A 20,434-nucleotide genomic window follows, 5' to 3' on the forward strand; every position below is an offset into this window, starting at 1 on the left:
TCACATTGGTAATTTATAAATTCTGTTCTAAGTTTTGTTGTTAGGAGCAACAAGGTTAAAGGAGTAGAGAATGACCATTCGCCAGACTTTTATATTACTTTCCTCGTTAGTTATGCTCGCCATGTTTTGTATGGTAGGCGTTTTGTGGTACGAAACAACGCACATTGCATCTCTTGGGCAACGTCTTGCTAAAAGCAAAGAAATCAGTAACGACCTACTCATGCTCAGACGCCATGAAAAAGATTTTTTACTGCGCAAAAAGGAAAAGTACGTCAGTAAATTTGACGCACGGATCAAGCAAATGCGAAATAACATTCGAGTATTAAGTACGCAATTGCCCGCACCTTTGCAACAAGAGCTTCAAATTGCAGAAAAGGATTTATCAGACTACGAACTTAAACTGAGAAACTTAGTCGCACTAGATCAAAAAATAGGCCTCACCCCCACGCAAGGCCTTCGAGGTGAGTTTAACCAAGCCGAGTTGGCACTGCACGAATCTCTTAACAATATTGGTGACATTACCGCAATGAGTAAAGCCCTCAGGCTTGTCTTATTAGAAAATGACTTTCAAACCAATTTGAACATGTCTACCAAGCAAGAAGTCACTCAGCAATTGGCAGTGATGAAAGTCTATTTCAACGACCAGTTTAGCGAAGGACAAAACGACCTAACTCAATTTGAAAATACCGCCCGTGCACTCACCGTCGCTCTGTTGGAGCGTGGTCTTGATGCAGAGTCGGGGTTACGTGGAGAGCTCAGAAACAGCATCCACAAAGTTGAAAATACGATGACGCAACTGTCTGGCCAAATTGACCAAAACATTCATCAAGAATTGGGCACTGCGAAAAGTCAGGGGATGGCGCTGGCCACTATTCTGACTGCAATTATCGCTGGGCTGTTGTTGTGGAAGGGCTATAAAATAGTCAGTCGATTAAAAGTAGCCAATGACAATATGGCCACCATTAGCCACGGCGCGGGTGATCTCACCCATCACATCGAGTTGAGAGGACAAGATGAAGTCACCGAGTTCACTGGCTCTGTAAATCAATTTATTGATACTACCGCCAATATAGTACGAGAAATTAAGCATACTGGTGTGAATGTCGAATCAGGTGCACATCATTCCGTAGAGGTCACAAAACGCTCGCAACAAGCCATTGAAGAGCAAAAAAATAATACCCATGCGGTTAAAACCGCTGTAAGCGAGTTGGTCCAAGCGGTATCACTTATCGCGGAAAACAGTGTCGCCGTGCAGAATAATGTTAATGAAGCAGACGAAAACATGGCTAGAGGCTCTGACATCATGCATAAAGCGCACAGCAACATGTCTGAATTAACTGGCCATATAAATCAAAATAGCCAGCTAATGCAGCAGCTTTCATCAGCGAGTGGTGAAATTGAAAGTGTTACTTCGGTAATACGAGGGATAACAGAGCAAACCAACCTGTTGGCGCTCAATGCTGCTATCGAAGCTGCTCGAGCAGGTGAAAGCGGCCGAGGCTTCGCGGTCGTCGCAGACGAAGTCAGAACTTTAGCAAAACGCACCCAAAGCTCTACCGTTGAAATTGAACGTATGATCCATAGTTTACAAAGCTTGGTAACGGAGTCTGAGCAGGCAATGCAAACCAGCTTAAACTTGAGCGAAAAGATGTACGAGGGGATCACTGAGGCCCAGCAAAGCATGGATGAAAATAAATTAGCTATGGATAAAATTCGTGACATGGTCATTCAAATAGCTGGGGCAACTGAAGAGCAAATGGCCACCGTGCAAGGCGTCGAAGATGCCGCAGCAAATATATCAGTGTCTGCTGAGCAGTTGTATATAGACTCGTGTGAGAATTGCAAAAATTGTGAAGCATTAGAGCACGATGCACACCGAATGCAGGAGGATGTCTCACGTTTTAAAGTTTAGCTAAAATCCAACAATGCATTTTAGCTAAATCAGTCTCTATTTTCTGGGTGGATAAGCGTACTCTGGCTAGCCAGATCAAAGTAATTCGCTTATCTGCTCGAATTATCCCGCAAAAATGTTAAAGTCATAGCCCAGCGCATACATTGGTCGCTTATAAATCAAAGGAGTAGGCATGAGTGTAAAACGCATAGGGCAATTTTTTAATCCGCGTTCGGTCGCGGTTATTGGCGCATCCAGCAATCCAGCCCGAGCGGGTAACGTAGTCATGCGTAATTTACTACAAGGTGGGTTTAAAGGGCCTATTATGCCTGTCACGCCTAAGTACACCGCAGTCCAAGGTGTACTCGCCTACCCTAACATTGAAAGTCTCCCACATACGCCTGATTTAGCTATCCTTTGTACAAACAAGAACGCAGTTTGCCAGCTCATTAAAGAATTAGGACAACTCGGATGCCGCCATGCCATTATCGTAGCCGCTGGCCTAGATAACCAACACAAGATACAACTGAAAGCGACTGCACTTGAGGCTGGCGTTACCATACTCGGCTCCAATAGCCTTGGACTCATGCTGCCTCATATCGGCCTCAATGCAAGCTTCTCTCACACTGTAGCCAAACCCGGAAAACTCGCATTTGTTTCACAATCTGCCGCGGTGTGTTCAACAATCCTGGATTGGGCTCAAAATAAACATATTGGGTTTTCTCACTTTGTTTCCGTTGGCGATTGTGTTGACATTGACTTTGATGAGCTACTAGATTATCTGGCCAGAGATGCGAAAACCTCTGCAATATTGCTCTACATTGATAATATAAAAGATGTCAGGCGATTTATATCTGCCGCACGAGCTGCCGCTTTCAATAAGCCGGTTATCGCCATAAAAACTGGACGGACATTGGCTGGTGCACAAGCGGCGTACAACCACACTGGCGGTAAGACTTCCGACGATGCAGTCTATGATGCAATGTTCCAACGGGCAGGTATGTTACGCGTAAACGACTTACGTGAACTGTTTGCTGCAACCCAAACCTTAGCGCTGCATCCTAAGCTTCTAAAAGTTGAACACTTAACCATTCTAACTAATGGTGGTGGTCCTGGTATTATGGCGGTAGATACGCTTTTGATGCGCTCAGGTAAACTGGCAACGCTCAGTGAACACACGATTACAGCGCTCAATAAAATCGTGCCGCAATCTTCGCAAACAGACAACCCCGTTGATATTTTTGGCGATTCATCACCACAGCGATATCAACAAGCACTCGAAATTCTTTTAAAGGCTGATGAAGTAAAAAACTTGCTTATCATCCATACACCGTCTGCACTGGCACCGAGTAGCGCCTATGCCAAGATTATTGCTCAAACCTTAGAAAAAATTCCTAAGATGGCACGCCCTTTTGTCATGACCAATTTTATGGGGGAGGATGCTGCGCGCTCTGCTAGAGATATTTGCGTGCTAAGCCACATCCCCACTTACCGTACACCTGAAGGCGCGGTGAGTGCTTTCATGCATTTGATCACTTACAGAAGAAACCAAAAACACCTGACACAAACACCAGAATCAATCATTCAAGATGATTTAATTAATAGTGCAGCGGCCAAACAACACATATTGGAGTATTTAGACTCTGGGCACCGATATCTATCAACACATTCATCCCGTCAGATCTTATCATGCTATGGTATTGAGTGTATCGAGACAGAAGTCGCCCTAACACCCAGCGATGCAAGAGAACAAGCCGACAAAATCGGTTACCCGGTTGCCCTAAAACTCATAAGCCCGGCGATCCCATCCAAGTCCGAAGTCGGTGGTGTCGTTTTAAACTTAAATGATGGCAATGAGGTTGAGCAGACAGCATTTGCCATGTTACTGCGCATAAAAAAGACCTACCCAGAAGCTCAAATTGAAGGCTTTTCACTACAGAAAATGGCCTCAAGAGCTGGCACGCAAGAGCTCAGAATTGCCATTAAAACCGAGCCTGATGTTGGACCGGTGATCCTCTTGGGTGAAGCCGGAACCGGCTTAAACTTTTCTCAGGCAGCCGTTGCTCTGCCTCCTTTGAACATGAACCTAGCCAAGTACCTTATTGCAGCAGCGCATGATAAGGGCGTTTTAAAAGAACGTACCTTACCCGATAAAGTTGACAAATATCGCCTCTGTGCGCTACTCACTAGGGTGTCACAGATGATTGTTGAGCAGCCTGACATATGCGCCCTTGAGCTAAACCCTATCTTAGCTAGTTCAGGGCAGTTTCTGGTTTTAGACGCTCAGATCACGCTCTCTTCTTATACCCCTCTGGCTGGTAGAAAGCGCTTGGCCATCAAGCCTTATCCGAAAGAATTAGAACGCAGTATTACCCTCAAAAATGGTCATCAAGCAATGTTGAGACCCATCAAACCAGAAGATGAGCGCAGCCATCAAGAGTTTGATCAGTCTCTTAGCCAAGAGGACCGATATAGAAGATTTTTTGGCCAATTGCCTCAATTTACCCATGAGCAGTTAGCCAAAATGACGCAAATTGACTACGACCGAGAAATGGCTTTCATTGTCAGTGAACGTCATAAAAGTACTTATCGCACCTTAGGCGTATCGCGAGTTTTAATGGATCCGGACAACATTAGTGCTGAGTTTTCGGTCATTGTCCGCTCTGACAGCCAAGGGTTAGGACTTGGAAAATTGCTGATGAACGCAGCAATAGAGTATTGTAGAGACAAAGGCGTTGGGACAATTGAAGGGATCACATTACCAGAGAATTCGGGCATGATCAGTCTCGCAAAACACCTGGGCTTTAATGTAAGGCGAGACTTTGAAGAGGGCGCGACCATTATGACTCTGCCCTTACATGAAAATACTGAACATAAGTAACTAATGTGAATAGCGAACAATGAGTTTGACTCTAAGACAAAAAACCGCAGCTATTTTAGAAGGCAGTGGTCGATACAGAAAAGTGGCTCACGCCTTGGATATATTTCTAATTGCCCTGATCATATTCAATGTCATCGCCATTGTACTGGAATCAGTGCCAGCCTTGGCACAGCAATATCATCGATTGTTTTTTTATATTGAAGTCATTTCCGTCGGTATTTTTTGTATTGAATACTTGCTGCGGCTATGGTGCTGCGTCGACAAAGTAAACTATCGAGATAAAAACAAAAGCCACCTTGCCATTCGGTTAAGATATGTAAGATCCCCACTGGCGGTGATCGATCTAATTGCTATTTTACCCACCTTGTTGATGGTATTTTTTACCTTCGATCTACGCTTTTTACGTGTGGTCAGGCTGATGAGAATTTTCAAACTCACACGCTACTCACGTGCGATGCAGTTACTCCTCGCAGCATTTAAAGAAGAGGCGAGCTCTTTGATGGCCGCGTTTTTTATTATGTCATTGGTGCTGATAGTGGCCTCTTGTGGTATTTACCTTATTGAACATGACGTCCAGCCCGAAAAATTTGGTTCAATCCCTGCGGCAATGTGGTGGGCCATGGCAACACTTACCACGGTAGGCTATGGGGACGTTGTACCAATTACCCCTTTAGGTCGCTTCTTTGGTGGCGTAATCACTTTATTAAGTATGGGGATGGTGGCAATTCCAACAGGTTTACTTGCGTCTAGCTTTGCAGATCAATTACGTAAACGACGAGACGCATTCAATGAGGCAATTTTGCATGCGCTGGTGGATGGGAAACTCGAGGAGAGCGAAATTGAGCACTTAGAAGCACTGAGGATCCAACTCGGGCTTAGTGCCAGTGAGGCAAATCAAGCGATAAAGCTAATGACATCACAGCGCGCGCAAAATATGTATTGCCGCCACTGTGGTCAAAAGCTTTAATCACGAAACATTTCTTGCCAGGCGTTTTCCATTTGGTGTGCTATCAAATCACCGGGCAATGGTGGACTGAATAGGTAACCTTGAAAGCGCTCGCAGCCAAGCATTCTTAAAAATTTTAATTGCTCTGTGCTCTCAACGCCTTCAGCGATACAAAACTTACCTAAACTGTGTGCCAATGACAGGGTTGAATGGATAATGGTTTCATGATCTTTATCGACACCAATATCAGAGATAAAACTGCGATCTATCTTTAACGCATCCACTGGAAATTGCTTTAAATACGTCAATGAAGAGTACCCTGTTCCAAAATCGTCCATATATAAACGGCAGCCCAGAGCGCGCAATGCATTCATCGTATCTATTGCATGCTCTGCATCCGCCATCATTACCGACTCGGTGATTTCAAACACTAAACATCTGCCCGGAACATTGGATTTTGAAAGTGCTTGTCTGATCCTTGCTATTAGTTCATCGTACTCAAAGTCCAACGCTGAGAGATTAATCGACAAATACAGATCTGGCCAAGATAAATGCCAAACTTTCAGCTCGATAAGCGCGCGCTCTAAAGTTTGCAGTAATAACTTGGTAATTAGGCCAGTCTTTTCAGCCGCATTGGCAAACTCTTGAGCACTAAAAGCCGGATCTTCGGGCCATCGTAATAAAACTTCAAACCCCTCTATTTCCCCTTTTGTGCCATTGAGAATAGGTTGGTAATAGTTACAGAACAATTCATCATTGTAAGCAGTATTCAAACGACGTTCGATTTCAATGGTTCTTTTGGCCTGCTGATTAATATCATGGTGATAGAACTGATAACCGCTTACCAACGACTTTTTAGCATGGCTCAGCGCTATTTCCGCGGCTTGATTTAATTCAAAGGCATCGCTGGCATCATCTGGGTACAATGCAATCCCAACGTAAACCTGTAAATGAACACGCTGATCATGTACATCGACCCCTTCTTGAAAACGTTCCATCAAGCAATGGATATAGCGTGTCACAGCGTCCACATTGTCTAAGTGTTCCATCAAGATAAAGAAATCTCGCTCATGACCAATGGCCAAGCTGTCAACCTCTCTAAAGCAACACTGTAAGGTTTGTGCCACTCTTTGAATGACACTCGCGACAAACTCATTGCCAAAGGTGTCAGCTAATCGTTGTAGTCTACCGAACTTAATCGCCAATATCGCCATCGACTGTTCAGCATCTTTCGCTTGCTCTAAGGCATGCTGTACTCGATCCATAAATAGCACTTTGTTTGGTAGCTTTGTCAAAGAGTCATAATTTGCTAATTGATATAGCTCCTTTTCTGTGCGCTTTTGTTTGCTTATATCTGTAAGCACAATAATATAGTTTTGGCCAAGAGTGGCTGTCACTTTAACAAGTACATGCCTTACTTCGCCACTCGGTAACCTCAGTGCTTCTTCCGCACTGTGGTATTCACCTTCATTTAATTCGCTCATCGCACGGAGATAATGCATCCGAACATGACGCTCAAGACCCAAACTCACGCTGGTACTAGACGTCGGGTTGGCGGGGACTGTGAAAGCCTCTTGCAGGGCTTTATTACATGCCAGAATCCGAAAGCGCTTATCAAAAATCATAACCCAGTCGCGCGTTTGCTCGAACGCTTCACCAAATAAGGAAGCACGCTCTTCAAATACGCGCTCACGGGTTAGGTTGGTATACGTTCCTGCTACACGCATTGGCACGGCTTCACGCCACGCCATTACCTTGCCGTAGTCTTTGTACCAACGCCACTGCCCCACTCTGTTACGCAATCGATAGGTACAATCAATGTATCCTTTTGCCGTCGATACAAACTCTAGCCATTCAATTCTGAATAATGCACGATCTTGGGGGTGTATTAACTCCAAGTAATCATCCAGATTGATATAATCCGTTTTATACCCGAGCTCATTAACAAGTCGTGGTTGATAAACTAAATTCGAGCCCGACTGCCAGTCCCAAACCCCTGAGTTACTTCCTTCTAGGGCCATTTTTAGACGTGTTTCACTGTTGCGCGTCTCTTTGTGTGCAGCCATCAACAACTGTGCCACGCGGTTTTTACGATGCACCCACAATGCAAACAGCGCGCTTGCCAAAATTAAATAACAAGCCAATGCCATAGGGGAGCGCCAAAACGGGTATTTAACCCGTATGTTTAACTCTGCAGGCTGCGTGTAATCACCAGTTAGGGGATCTTTTGCCCATACTTTTAAGCGGTGATTGCCAGGATTCAGTTTTGGAAAAACGACACGATTGCTGTTGCGACTTAAAATACGTTGCTCCCCTGACAACTGATATTCATAGACAATGCGCTCTTGGGCTGTAAATGCCATCGCCGAAAAGGATACTTCTAAGCCAATATCGTCATGATCTAACTCAATGGATGAAAACGATTTGAGCCCAACAGGTTTCAAATCTCGAGACATTAAATCAACATTGGTGATGTTGACACGCGTTAACAGGGGCTTACTGGGACGATTGACTTCTGGGTCAAATATCGTGATCCCTTGAAGTGAACCATACGCGATTTTGCCATCTTGCAACTTAACAGAGGAGCCACTATTGAACTCATTGCTCATCAGGCCATCGTTAATCGTGAACCCTTGAAGGTGGAAATTATCCGGGTCTAAGCGCCATATACCTTGGTGCGAAGACATCCAGATCATGCCAGCTTCATCTTGCTGCATTTCGTATAATAAAAAGTTTGTTACAGACAACGAGTCTGCAGGTAAAGGCAGTTCTTTGTATCCATCAGCTGTTAACCGTACCAACCCATGTGTCGCAAAAGACAACCACAGCACATTATTTTTGTCGATTGTGTAGCTTAGTAGATCGACCGCGGATTGCTTATGAGCTTTAGGAACTTGGTAGATTTGGGTCAGTGTGTCTGAGCTGTGATCATAGCGAAATAATCGCCCTTCACTATAAAATATCGGTTGCTTAGGGTGGCTTGATAAAGGAGGAAAGAAACCATAACTTAAGAAAGGATCAAACTGTTCGAATTGCGCGCCTAGCGACTCTAGCCGCCCCTTTTCAATATCAAATAAGTAAAACCCTGAATTACCATCTACAAAATAAAGTAACCCAGGTTCAACTAAAGCTGCTCCTTTGACAAAACCGGCAAGCACTTCGGTGGCATTTTTATCTTGTGCGCTAGGCCGATAAATCTGCTCCGTTTGTGGCTCAAACACAAATAACCCGCGATTGCTAATCAGCCACAGTTTGTCTTTATACGGATACAGCGAAATAATTGAGTATTCAGGTAAAAAGCTCTCCCCCATATAGCCTTTCAAAAGCGGTTTAGCTTCCCGTGTTTTCGGGTCGTATCTCGTTAATCCATCTCGGGTTGCAGCCCAGATATACCCTTGAAATTCAACAAGCCCCCAAATGGTGCCGTGAGATAGCTCTCCAACGATAGATTCAGCTTGCACATTGTCAAAAATATGGTTTTCAGGTGGTAAATAAAAAGCACCATCGGTCCTAGTTGCAACCCAGATCCCACCATTTTGATCTTCATTTAAGTGGATCACACTACTGTCTGAAATGGAAAATCGGCTCTGTGACAGGCGCATATCAGGTGTGATTGTCTGTGACTTAGGATCGAACCGCATTAACCCCTTATCTGTGCCCAACAATAAGTAGTCCTGTTGCTCCAGCATATGCCAGATATTAAAGTCCTCAAGCAAAGTTCTATAACTTGGGGTCGCGGTAAAGTCCTTTTGTAACTCCGCAATATCCAATGCATATAGACCTAACACGGCACCTACTAACAGAGTACTGTCATCAAGCAAAAGTAACGACTTGGTATTGAGTTCAAATGGGTGCTCGGGGGAACTCAGATGCTGAAGCGGTTTAAGCTGTTTGCTGGGAATATGGTAGGCGAAAAGTTGTTCCGTTGTCGCTATGTAAAGTATATCGTCGTACTGTAAAAGAGATCTCACCAAACTGCGCTCGGTCATGCCTGGAATGGGGATAGCTTCTTTGATCTCACCGGTTTGCTTATTGAGAATCGATACATTTTGTGTGCGGCCTAACCAAAGCTCGTTATTATTCTTTTCAAGCATTTGGAATACGCTGTTATGAATGTAATCTTGTTCTGATGCGGGCGCTTTAATGTATTGTCGATAGGTGTCTTGCTCAGGATTATAACTAAAGAACCCGGCCCGACCTGAAGCTATCCATATCATCCCTTCTGAGTCTTGGTATATCCTATCGATTTGCATCTTATCCAAGTCACGATTAGGCCCCATCACCTCAAGGACTTGATAGCCGTCATATCGATTTAAGCCCCCTTCTGTAGATAGCCACAAATACCCTTTTTTATCAAATAATAAGGTATTTACATAACTCTGAGAGAGGCCTTCTGCGGGAGAGATACGCGCAACTTGTGCGGAAGTAATCGCACTGAATAAGCAAACAAAAAGAAAGACAAACTTAATCATGTGTGCACATTCCCTGAGAAACACATAGGCAAGATATCGCGCCCCTGTTTTAAATAATTTGCAAATTTCTTTTGCAGTGCAATGGGTAATAATTCAATAGCAACTGTCGTAAAATCTAGCTTTAAATAAAGCGGCAACACGTCTTGATAAGCAAAGGTATACACGCTCTGGTTTGTACTCTTAACCGCTTGGCTAATAAGCATTTTTGCCAACCCTTGACCACGATAATCCGCCTCAACAAACACCGTTGATAAAAACGCATCGTCATCAACATTTTGCACCCTGCATGCCGCAACTAGCTCTGTTTGTTTAATAACCCAAACTTGATCTTGTTTTGTCGCTCGGCCACGTACCCTGTGTTCCTGAAAAAACTTATTTACTAAAGGTGTTTGGATTGCAGGAAGGCAATAACAGCTAAAAGTCATAACTACACTAACATGAGCCCAAGGTATTGTTCAAACTTGGCTTTTAAGGTATCGCGCTCTGATTGCGGTCTACTATTTATCGCGTCATAGATAGCTTCGCGGGTATTCTTGCCACGCTTGATTTGATATGCCCAAAAGGAGGCTTCGTACTCTAATTGGATTTGGTATTTATCAGCTCGAGAAAGATTACACAGGTTGTAGGACATTGGACTGTACAATTATTGAAATTCTTGAAAACAGTGTATCATATATGAACTGGGCAGAGGCAGTACAGAATGACAAAGTTCTCGATGAAATCAACATTCCTTCGCATTGTAGAAAACGTCAATATCCAGAACAACAAGATAACACGTATGATAAGGAGACTATGTGCGGAATCTAACAATTTTATGTATGCTACTTCTATCCACCTGCGCAGTTGCTAACGCCAAAACACTTTACTTCAATCGACCTGCAGACACTGCACAAGCTCGTTATGTCATTGAGTTACTTAGCCTTGCTTATAAAGACATCGGACATAAACTAGAACTCATTGATTTTGATAGGCACAGTGCGTTAATTGCGGCAAATGAGGGCGAACTGGATGGTCAACTCGGCCGTATTGCTGGCGTAACAGATAGCTATGCCAACTTGATTTATGTAGATTACCCACTGTATTCCTTCAACCTACAATTGATAAGCCACTGCTTGTCCTGCACGTTCAACCAACTTAGTTCACTGGTTGTACAAAGTGGATATTTAGTCGCCTATCAGTACATGATGGACAATCAATACAAAGGGGAGTTAATTGAAGTTAAAAGTACAGCCGCCCAACTTAACTTACTTATGCAGGAAAAAGTACAAGGTGCGCTAATAGTCGACTTCCACCTTAGAGAACATTTGCCTTATATGGACATGGAAGCAGTAAAAATTGAAGACTTACTTACCATCGAGAGCTTTCACTACCTGCACAAAAAGCACTCAGCACTGATCCCCAAGCTTAAACAAACACTCAAAAAATTAGAGAGCAAGGGTGTTATCGCAGTTTTAAAAGCTAAGTATCGGATTTAAAAAGATCGTCCTGTTGACCCATTTCTGATTCAGGCACTATTTGTGCGTCGGCTTTTTGCTTAGCTAAAACACGCTTTTCTCGTCGTTGACATAGCTCAACCACCATGCGTTTTTGCTGCTCCGTCATCTTATTCCAGCAAAAACGCTCCTCTCTACTGCGAAAACAACCTTTGCAGTAGCCGCGATTATTGACTTCACAGACCCCTTTGCATGGACTTGGGATCGGAAAAATTTCGATTTGTTCCATACTTAAGAGCAACAAGAATTCCAACTATCAATAGATAAAGCCATTAAAGTCGATACTACATGACTAGAGATACTATTCAAATTTTAGTCGATATTTACGTAAACTTGGAGGTTTTGGCGTTAATAGGAGCGTGTACAGGACCAAGAAAGAAGCCTAACAGATAATATTCTTGAATACAGATATAGAAAATCGGTGGCGCCGACTATCCGAGTCAAACGGATGGCCTACTGATTACAAGCCAGTTGCTTTACCAACCATGAAGATAATGTTTATAGGTTTAATGTGATCCCTGATCAGGGTTGCACAATATGGTTGGAGCAAGCTATGCGCTTTTATCTTTGCTTTGCTGATGAAATAGGAGCAGCTACAACGCGCTTATCTAAATGCCAACCGACAATTCGTTTAGAGAGTAAGTCTCCAATAATATCGCTAAATATATACCACTTTCTCCCGTTCCTGATAGGTGATATCAGCAACCTACACTTGATTTTCTGTAGTTGGGTTAAACTTTTGATTCAATAAACTATCTGCCAAGCTATCGCGATAAAAAATGGCGTCAATGTTTGTCATGACGAGCAGTCAATTAAATGCTGCTTACATGCAATATGGGGAAAGCCTTCCGATGGGAAGCTTTTTCTCAAAAAATAGCATTATTTACGGATTAAAAATAATATCGTCCTAGTTACAAAGTGAGATTAATTTAGTTTTAGTATCTGATATTTCTCCATTCGGTTACTAAAAAATCCAATTATTTCAAATAATCACCTTAATATTTTGCTCTATTGTTTGCTTTTTCGTTAGACTAGTCAGGGAGCTTCTTATACAGGAAATTCCATTTTTCTGACCTAATCAATAAGGAATATGAATGAAAAAATCACTTTTAAGTTTAACTTTGAGCATCTTGCCATTAGCTGCTCAGGCGGGACAAGATGTGCTCTCAACTGAACTCACATTTGTTAGCCAGTTAGACAATAGTGCAACACAATTTGAGTTTAGTGTACCAAGACTCAATACCTGCGGCACAAATTTATATCTAGTAAAAAGCCCAACAACCACGGTAGCTAACCGTAAACAACAAATTGCTTTATTAGCATTTCGCTCTGAGGCAACTTTTGATTTTCATGATTCAGAAGTCTGTGAGAATGGGTACGCTGTTGTTAAATGGGTAAGAGCCAGAAAATAGCACCCAAGAAATTATTAAAATAAAGGAAATAAAAATGAAATTAATAAATGCCTCAGTCGCTTTAATATCCTCGGTCTTTTCTTGTATTACTGTTGCATCGACTCCGATTAAATTTAATGATAATTATTATGAATTTATTGAGGTAACGGCTCCTTATGCTGGTAACAACAATACTTGGCATACTGCTGAGCTAGAAGCTAGTCAACGAGTTTTCAAAGGTGTGAACGGTAGGCTTGCTATTGTGGACTCTCAAGCTGAGAATGACTTCCTATACGGATTAGTATCAGGCCAATATACTGGCTTTCAAGGCGCATGGCTTGGTGGCAAATACCCAGAAGGCTGGATAACAGGCAACACCTCTGCTTTTCATTATTTGGGATTTGGCGGAAGTGAGCCGAACAACTCAGGCTATGTGTACATGAATATAGGTGAAAGCAGCTGGGGAATTGGCAGTGGTCAGTGGGCTGATGATTCTGGCGTGCAAGGTGTACCCGTAGACAATGTTGATCCTGTTATTGGTTACTTTGTTGAATACGAGGGTGAATTTCTACCAACACCTACAAAACGAGCAGGTTTAGTCAGTTATGTTTATCAGCTTGATACATTACCGACAGAGTTTGACTTTAGTATTCCTGAATCCAACGGGTGTGGAAGCAGTATTTATCGCGTAAAGAGTAGTGATGTGGACATCGCCAATCGTAAGTTTGCAATTGTGATGCAAGCCTTTGAATACGGTAACACACTAGAATTCACAGATATCGATGAATGTGACTACAACCGAGCTATCGTTTCTGATGTAAAAGTTGTGAAATATAGTACTCAATAAACACATCTAGAGGGCTTGGGAGAGTACCTATAGCCCTTTCAATTCTTTAGGTTTGGGTCGCACTTACAAGCAAAAACATTCTTTTTTCGATAATACTCTGAATGAAATGTGATTTTCATCAGTTCAAACTTCTGCATACCCAGTATCTCCAGTACACTTTATTTCGCCTAGGCCAAAGTAAACAGGCAGATATGTTTATGGAATCCACATTTCAAATATAAGTTTGGTGACTCATATTTGAAACGCGGTTGTTTACTTTCTGACGTCTGCAAAATCGGCTCCGTCATTCGAAACGAAAATAGAATTTTAAAGAGAAATTGTGTTTTTGTAGGAAATGGGGATCTTAAGATCTAGTGGGAAGCTATGCAAAAGTGGTACTCAGAGGTGCAATGACGCCACCGGCATAAGGATATTCAATGCGATTCTAATCGGCTCTGTCGAATGAACTACATTGAAATGATAAGTAAGTTTTACTTTAAGAATAAATGGTGCCGACTATCCGAGTCGAACGGATGACCTACTGATTACAAGTCAGTTGCTCTACCAACTGAGCTAAGTCGGCGCACCAAAATGATGGTGCCCAGAGGCGGAATCGAACCACCGACACGAGGATTTTCAATCCTCTGCTCTACCGACTGAGCTATCTGGGCAATAATTAAATTTTACTTCTAAAGAATAAATATGGTGCCGACTATCCGAGTCGAACGGATGACCTACTGATTACAAGTCAGTTGCTCTACCAACTGAGCTAAGTCGGCGCACCAAAATAATGGTGCCCAGAGGCGGAATCGAACCACCGACACGAGGATTTTCAATCCTCTGCTCTACCGACTGAGCTATCTGGGCAATATTCTTTACGTTTTGAAATATCACAAAGGATTTTCAATACAATTTCCAAGCTGCTCTACCTGAACTATCTTGGAAAGATTCTTTATAGGTTTTGACATCTAAACTAAGGCTGCTAAAAGCGCAAATTTCAAAGTTGTGTCAGGATATATTTTTAGAAGTAAATGGTGCCGACTATCCGAGTCGAACGGATGACCTACTGATTACAAGTCAGTTGCTCTACCAACTGAGCTAAGTCGGCGCACCGAAATGATGGTGCCCAGAGGCGGAATCGAACCACCGACACGAGGATTTTCAATCCTCTGCTCTACCGACTGAGCTATCTGGGCAAAAATCTTTTAATAAAAAATCCTAACTAGGACTTTCTATGCAATATGAACCGCTTTATTTAGAAAGCGTTCAAAGCATTAATTATGATTACTTCTAAAGAATAAATGGTGCCGACTATCCGAGTCGAACGGATGACCTACTGATTACAAGTCAGTTGCTCTACCAACTGAGCTAAGTCGGCACACCAAATTATGGTGCCCAGAGGCGGAATCGAACCACCGACACGAGGATTTTCAATCCTCTGCTCTACCGACTGAGCTATCTGGGCAATACTATTTTTTTTGAAAGCATGAAGCTCTCAACTTTATTCAAATAGCCTATTTTAAAACAGCGATTCAAATAAATATATGGTGCCGACTATCCGAGTCGAACGGATGACCTACTGATTACAAGTCAGTTGCTCTACCAACTGAGCTAAGTCGGCGCACCGAAAAATGGTGCCCAGAGGCGGAATCGAACCACCGACACGAGGATTTTCAATCCTCTGCTCTACCGACTGAGCTATCTGGGCGTGCGGCGTATTAAACGAGTTTTACCCTTTCAAGTCAACTATTTTTTTGCAATATAATTTGTTTGCGCACAATTCATGCAAAACTAACAAAAATCAGCTAAAAAAGGATGAAAATCATACATGCGACTACGCCTGCCGTTAACCATAAACCATAATAAAGAAGTAAAAACGTAGAGAAATCATCCATTGTAGGTGGTAGGATTAACACTTATTTATATAAAACTCGATTTGAAAGTTATTTGCTCGGATTATTTCAATGGAAAATTCTTCACAAGCACAGATAAAAGGCTTTGTGCCACTGTTTGTTTTTGTAACTTTAATAATTGCCAGTGTATCTGCACTTGCAGCCTATTTATGGCCAAAACAAATACAGACCACAACTCATAGCCAGCCTGATCTCGTGCTTCAGGCTCAAGACCTAGCAGCACCACTCAGCAATACAATGATGAAACTTGGCTATAACTACGCCAAACAAATGCTGACGTCGGTTAAAGCGGGTAACCCAGACATCAATGCTTACTTATATGCAGACAGTGGCATGGGAAAACCTAGCCTTGTATTTCAAACTGATGAGTTTCCAGTCGCACCCGTAAAGCAACGCACCAAGCTCACGGTCAATGATCAGACTATCGTTCATCAGCCTTTGACCTTGGACGATATGCCAGTAGGTGAATTGATTTTGGTATATACAGAACCGCAAGTTGCTGCACCAGAAGACAACCCTTTGAGTTACTTACTCGCCCTAATCGCACTTATCCTTACAGTCGCATTCGCGCTTTTCTTAAAAAAGCAGGTTGTAGGAAAGCTAGCGAAAGAGTTGAAGCTGCTCAATTCAGAGCTTGAACATTTAGTTGCGCAAAAAGATTATGAGGTCCATATCACGGAAAACCTGAGCTTTGGTTTGTCGCAAACATCTATCGGCATCAATGCCTTGATCAATCAAATACGCGACATTATTAAAGGCAACCAAGCAGCACAAAACGAATTGAGACAGCTTCAAACCAGCTTAGAAACAGAAGTTCAAGCTCGGACACTGGCTTTAGAGAAGGCAACACTCAATGCTGAACGCGCGAGTGAAGCAAAAACCACTTTCTTGGCAACTATGAGTCACGAAATTAGAACGCCAATGAATGGGGTTATCGGCACCATCGACTTGTTACGTCAAACCGAATTGGATGGTGCGCAGCATCGTTTAACAACGATTATCCGAGATTCTGCTTTCTCGCTACTGGGTATCCTCGACGATATTCTCGACTTCTCTAAAATCGAGGCGGGTAAGTTACAAATAGATAGCAGTGCATTTTCGGTATCCGAAACCATTGAAGAAGTGGCGCGCGTTTTATCATCGGTTGCCAAGAAACGTAAACTCGATTTACAACTGGCCATTGCCCCGGACATTCCTAGCAACTTAGTTGGTGATGCTGTGCGTGTCCGCCAAGTGCTTTATAACCTTTGCAGCAACGCGATTAAATTTACTTCAACAGATGAAAGCAGGCAGGGTTTTGTAAAAATTTCTGTAGAAGTCGCACAAAACACTTCTGAGCATTACACATTAAGATTTAAAGTCACTGATAACGGTAAAGGTATGACTCAAGCACAGCTTAGAGAGATATTTAACCCGTTTATTCAAGCTGAAGGGTCAATTACCCGTGAATATGGTGGTACAGGCTTAGGGCTCTCTATTTGTAAGAGTTTGGTAGAATTAATGCTGGGCTCAATCAATGTGCAGTCTGATATAGGCATGGGCAGCGAGTTTGTTGTTGAATTACCATTTAGCATCACCGGCAAAGTCGAGTACGCCAATAAAGGCGTCTTAGAAGGCCGGAAAATCGTCACCTTTACCCATAATCCAAATCGCAGAGCGATTTTGGCACGTTACCTTTCATTTATGGGGGCAAACTCTGTTGTGGTGCTTGATGCCAGTGAAATGGGTGAGCATCAATATGAACAAGATGTTGTCTGGGTGCTCGATGGCCTTGATGGGATGGATAAAGTCAATCAACAACTGCGCGATTTACTTTATTCTCTGGAGCACAATAACCAACAGGTAATTGTGCTGAGTACCATGGACGAGTCCGCACTGAATCACGGTCATATATTCTACTTGAATGCTGCACCACTTTGTAAAACAAGCTTTATGACAGCGGTATTAGTCGCTGTTGGGTTACACAAGCCGAAACAGCTTAAACCTTCTCGCTCAATGAACAGTTATTTAAACACCGAAGATGCAAAGGCAGAGAACAAGCTTGTATTACTGGTTGAGGATAACGTCCTTAATCAACAAGTACTAACTGACCAACTGCATTTGCTCGGGTACGGTGTCGAAGTGGCAGAAAATGGTGAGGAAGGATTGAAAATGTGGCAAAAAGGCCACTATGCCGTTGTGCTCACAGATCTTCATATGCCAAAAATGTCAGGCTATGACATGGTAACTAAGATCCGTGATATCGCAGAACAAGCACCTGACATTAACGCCCAGCCTTATATTATTGCCATCACAGCGAATGCTTTGAAAGGTGAGCGAGACCGCTGCTTAGCATCAGGTATGAACGATTACATTACAAAGCCCGTTGAGCTGAATGTGCTAGAGGCAACCTTAGATAAATGGCAAGAAACGACTGGCACTAAAGTAGGTAAAAGTGCAGAACCACAACCGACTAGCTCAGTGCCAATTCAGCCAGAAGCGCACGTTGCCCCACAAGTTCACCTTGAGCCACACGCTGAAACGAGCATGTCGCCCGACTCCGTCTACTCAGAGGCACGCCAGATAACAGACAAGGCAATCTCTATTGAGTCGAATTATGATAATGATATCAATGAGCCAGAGACGTATGCCCCTCTCGCCTCTCAAGCAACACCGGAGATTGAGGTCCCAAGTTATGAGCCTCCGCTCCAAGAGCAGGTTGACACGCCAATTGTTGAAGAGGCGCCTGTAGAAGATACTCAGGCACCAGAGACGCCCATAAACATGGACCAACTCAACAAATATGTTAATGATGACGATGCCAAAAGGCTACGCTTTTTCAGAATGTATTTAGAGCAGAGCAGCGAACTGGCGAGAGACATTAATGGCGCCGTCATTTCGTCTAGCCAAAGCGAGATTATCGAGGCCTGCCATCAACTTAAGTCTATCTCAAGGACCATAGGTGCCGAGCAGGTTGCGTTACTTGCAGAAGGGTTTGAAACCCGTTGTAAAGAGGAAGAATTATCAAGTGATCAGCTTATACAGTTGCGGGACGAGTTGGAACAGGCTTATCAAAATGCCACTGAGTTCATCCAGCAATTTTTGCAGCAGTCGGCAAACTAAGCCTTAATACTCACAGCATAAGGCACCACCTTTGGTGTTGCCTTATGCAATTTCTGGTTTAGCCTTGCACCATTGAGTAAATCATATTTACCACTATACCCGCCATTGCCAATGGAATAATAAACTTACTGTACTTTTGCATCTTGTCGAGTCCAATTTTACTGTTGTACTTTTCAAGTAATGGGATCAAAACCACCAATGCAATTACTAAACTCACTAAAATAACAACGATATTCATAAAATCACTCAGGCCAAATTCAATCGTTCAAGTTATACCACGATGACGTTTGTTTGGCCCGTTATTTATACAACAGGTGAGATGAAGGAGCTAAAGCGAAAGAAAAACTGTGGAGCCGAAGCCCCACAAAAAGGTTGGAGAGTGTGGTTAACCGACCAAAGCGAGCAAGATACCTGCTGCAACTGCACTACCGAGAACGCCTGCAACATTAGGCCCCATAGCATGCATTAATAAAAAGTTATGTGGGTTTGATTCTAACCCTACCTTATTGACCACTCGCGCAGCCATAGGCACAGCGGATACACCTGCCGCCCCTACCAACGGGTTGATAGGATTAGATGAAACCCGGTTCATAATTTTTGCCATATAAACACCAGAAGCCGTACCGATACTAAATGCCAATGCGCCAAGTAGTAAAATCCCAAGCGTCTCTACAGTCAAAAACTGATCCGCAGCCAACTTCGAGCCCACTGCCAAGCCTAAAAAGATCGTCGTGATATTAATCAGCTCATTTTGAGCCGTATTACTTAACCTATCTACCACACCAGACTCACGCATTAGGTTGCCCAGACAAAACATGCCAACGAGTGGAGATGCTGCCGGTAAAAACAATAAGGTTAGAGCGAGGACCATCAGAGGAAATAGGACCTTTTCCTTTTTGGATACAGGCCTTAACTGCGGCATAGCGATACTTCTTTCGTCTTCAGAAGTCAGCAAACGCATAATAGGTGGCTGTATAATTGGCACCAAGGCCATATACGAATATGCAGCTACGGCAATCGCGCCCAGCAGCTCAGGAGAGAGCTTTGATGCAAGAAAAATTGCCGTTGGGCCATCTGCACCACCAATGATTGCAATAGCCGAAGCATCTTGCAGCGTAAATTCAAAGCCCGGTATAAAGTTAAGCAAAATCGCACCAAATAAAGTGGCAAAAATACCGAATTGGGCAGCAGCACCAAGCAGCAACATGCGAGGATTTGCGATCAAAGCACTAAAGTCAGTCAGTGCACCCACCCCCATAAATATGAGTAGCGGAAAAACACCACTGTCGATACCAATATAGTAAACGTAATACAGCAAGCCGCCGGGCTCAGCTAATGCGGCCACAGGAATATTTGTCAATATTGCGCCAAACCCAATGGGTACCAAAAGTAGCGGTTCAAAACCTTTCGCAATCGCCAGATACAATAGTCCACACCCAACCGCAATCATGGATAATGCCGGAAAAGTAAGGTTGGCAAGCCCTGTCGCTTGCCACAAGTTCAATAATCCATCCATTTT

13 protein-coding genes and 10 tRNA genes are annotated in these 20,434 nt (G+C 43.2%); 7 read left to right on the forward strand and 16 right to left on the reverse strand.

All coding sequences use genetic code 11. The features are described from left to right. Window positions 1-70 precede the first annotated feature (70 nt). The 3 genes from A7985_RS15730 to A7985_RS15740 all read left to right on the forward strand — a co-directional run bounded on the left by A7985_RS15730 (window position 71) and on the right by A7985_RS15740 (window position 5,739). Window positions 71-1,912, forward strand: a complete 1,842-nt coding sequence (locus A7985_RS15730) for a methyl-accepting chemotaxis protein (protein ID WP_065791401.1) — start codon at window positions 71-73, stop codon at window positions 1,910-1,912. 172 nt (window positions 1,913-2,084) lie between these two features. Beyond that, on the forward strand, window positions 2,085-4,772 hold the full coding sequence (locus tag A7985_RS15735; RefSeq protein WP_065791402.1) for a bifunctional acetate--CoA ligase family protein/GNAT family N-acetyltransferase: 2,688 nt from the start codon (window positions 2,085-2,087) through the stop codon (window positions 4,770-4,772). A 19-nt stretch (window positions 4,773-4,791) separates the two neighbouring features. Next, a complete protein-coding gene (locus A7985_RS15740) occupies window positions 4,792-5,739 on the forward strand; it encodes an ion transporter (protein ID WP_065791403.1) in 948 nt (315 codons plus the stop codon). Here the strand turns inward: A7985_RS15740 and A7985_RS15745 are convergent. The 3 genes from A7985_RS15745 to A7985_RS15755 are packed head-to-tail and all read right to left on the reverse strand — an operon-like array spanning window position 5,736 to window position 10,821. Beyond that, window positions 5,736-10,190: an EAL domain-containing protein gene (locus A7985_RS15745; protein ID WP_081310603.1), complete on the reverse strand. Its 4,455-nt coding sequence runs from the start codon at window positions 10,188-10,190 to the stop codon at window positions 5,736-5,738. The two genes, A7985_RS15740 and A7985_RS15745, sit on opposite strands and share 4 nt — an antisense overlap. Continuing rightward, on the reverse strand, window positions 10,187-10,615 hold the full coding sequence (locus tag A7985_RS15750; RefSeq protein ID WP_065791404.1) for a GNAT family N-acetyltransferase: 429 nt from the start codon (window positions 10,613-10,615) through the stop codon (window positions 10,187-10,189). The genes A7985_RS15745 and A7985_RS15750 overlap by 4 nt, the downstream gene beginning before the upstream one ends. Window positions 10,616-10,617: 2 nt before the next feature. Then, window positions 10,618-10,821 carry a DUF3283 family protein gene (locus tag A7985_RS15755; RefSeq protein ID WP_065791405.1) on the reverse strand — a complete coding sequence of 68 codons (204 nt, stop codon included), beginning with the start codon at window positions 10,819-10,821 and terminating at the stop codon, window positions 10,618-10,620. Between the two features lie 163 nt (window positions 10,822-10,984). On the opposite strand from A7985_RS15755, the gene A7985_RS15760 reads away from it, so the two are divergent. Then, a complete protein-coding gene (locus A7985_RS15760) occupies window positions 10,985-11,665 on the forward strand; it encodes a transporter substrate-binding domain-containing protein (RefSeq protein ID WP_081310604.1) in 681 nt (226 codons plus the stop codon). Here A7985_RS15760 and A7985_RS15765 read toward each other — a convergent pair. Continuing rightward, complete coding sequence (locus tag A7985_RS15765) at window positions 11,649-11,912, reverse strand: DUF1289 domain-containing protein (RefSeq protein ID WP_065791407.1); 264 nt, start codon at window positions 11,910-11,912, stop codon at window positions 11,649-11,651. The genes A7985_RS15760 and A7985_RS15765 overlap by 17 nt on opposite strands. An 865-nt stretch (window positions 11,913-12,777) precedes the next feature. On the opposite strand from A7985_RS15765, the gene A7985_RS15770 reads away from it, so the two are divergent. Together A7985_RS15770 and A7985_RS15775 are read left to right on the forward strand one after the other, a co-directional pair. Then, on the forward strand, window positions 12,778-13,095 hold the full coding sequence (locus tag A7985_RS15770; RefSeq protein ID WP_063381980.1) for a hypothetical protein: 318 nt from the start codon (window positions 12,778-12,780) through the stop codon (window positions 13,093-13,095). Window positions 13,096-13,129: 34 nt separating this feature from the next. After that, window positions 13,130-13,921: a hypothetical protein gene (locus A7985_RS15775; RefSeq protein WP_065791408.1), complete on the forward strand. Its 792-nt coding sequence runs from the start codon at window positions 13,130-13,132 to the stop codon at window positions 13,919-13,921. Window positions 13,922-14,407: 486 nt separating this feature from the next. Here A7985_RS15775 and A7985_RS15780 read toward each other — a convergent pair. From A7985_RS15780 to A7985_RS15825, 10 genes are all read right to left on the reverse strand, one after another. Beyond that, window positions 14,408-14,483, reverse strand: a tRNA-Thr gene (locus A7985_RS15780). 12 nt (window positions 14,484-14,495) lie between these two features. After that, window positions 14,496-14,571, reverse strand: a tRNA-Phe gene (locus tag A7985_RS15785). Between the two features lie 32 nt (window positions 14,572-14,603). After that, window positions 14,604-14,679: transfer RNA gene (locus A7985_RS15790), tRNA-Thr, on the reverse strand. A 12-nt stretch (window positions 14,680-14,691) separates the two neighbouring features. Beyond that, a tRNA-Phe gene (locus A7985_RS15795) sits at window positions 14,692-14,767 on the reverse strand. A 165-nt stretch (window positions 14,768-14,932) separates the two neighbouring features. Next, window positions 14,933-15,008 (reverse strand) — tRNA-Thr (locus tag A7985_RS15800). A 12-nt stretch (window positions 15,009-15,020) separates the two neighbouring features. Next, window positions 15,021-15,096 (reverse strand) — tRNA-Phe (locus A7985_RS15805). Between the two features lie 106 nt (window positions 15,097-15,202). Next, window positions 15,203-15,278 (reverse strand) — tRNA-Thr (locus A7985_RS15810). A gap of 11 nt (window positions 15,279-15,289) precedes the next feature. Beyond that, a tRNA-Phe gene (locus A7985_RS15815) sits at window positions 15,290-15,365 on the reverse strand. Between the two features lie 80 nt (window positions 15,366-15,445). Beyond that, window positions 15,446-15,521, reverse strand: a tRNA-Thr gene (locus A7985_RS15820). An 11-nt stretch (window positions 15,522-15,532) separates the two neighbouring features. Further along, window positions 15,533-15,608: transfer RNA gene (locus tag A7985_RS15825), tRNA-Phe, on the reverse strand. A gap of 256 nt (window positions 15,609-15,864) precedes the next feature. On the opposite strand from A7985_RS15825, the gene A7985_RS15830 reads away from it, so the two are divergent. Further along, window positions 15,865-18,915 (forward strand): hybrid sensor histidine kinase/response regulator, encoded by a 3,051-nt coding sequence (locus A7985_RS15830; protein WP_065791409.1) that lies wholly within the window; start codon window positions 15,865-15,867, stop codon window positions 18,913-18,915. A 58-nt stretch (window positions 18,916-18,973) separates the two neighbouring features. Here A7985_RS15830 and A7985_RS15835 read toward each other — a convergent pair whose 3' ends face one another. Next, complete coding sequence (locus tag A7985_RS15835; RefSeq protein WP_065791410.1) at window positions 18,974-19,153, reverse strand: hypothetical protein; 180 nt, start codon at window positions 19,151-19,153, stop codon at window positions 18,974-18,976. Window positions 19,154-19,300: 147 nt separating this feature from the next. After that, window positions 19,301-20,431, reverse strand: coding sequence for a sodium ion-translocating decarboxylase subunit beta (locus A7985_RS15840; protein ID WP_065791411.1), 1,131 nt, complete (start codon window positions 20,429-20,431; stop codon window positions 19,301-19,303). Window positions 20,432-20,434 lie beyond the last annotated feature (3 nt).

This window comes from Pseudoalteromonas luteoviolacea (assembly GCF_001696455.1).
Taxonomy (GTDB): Bacteria; Pseudomonadota; Gammaproteobacteria; order Enterobacterales; family Alteromonadaceae; genus Pseudoalteromonas; species Pseudoalteromonas luteoviolacea_C.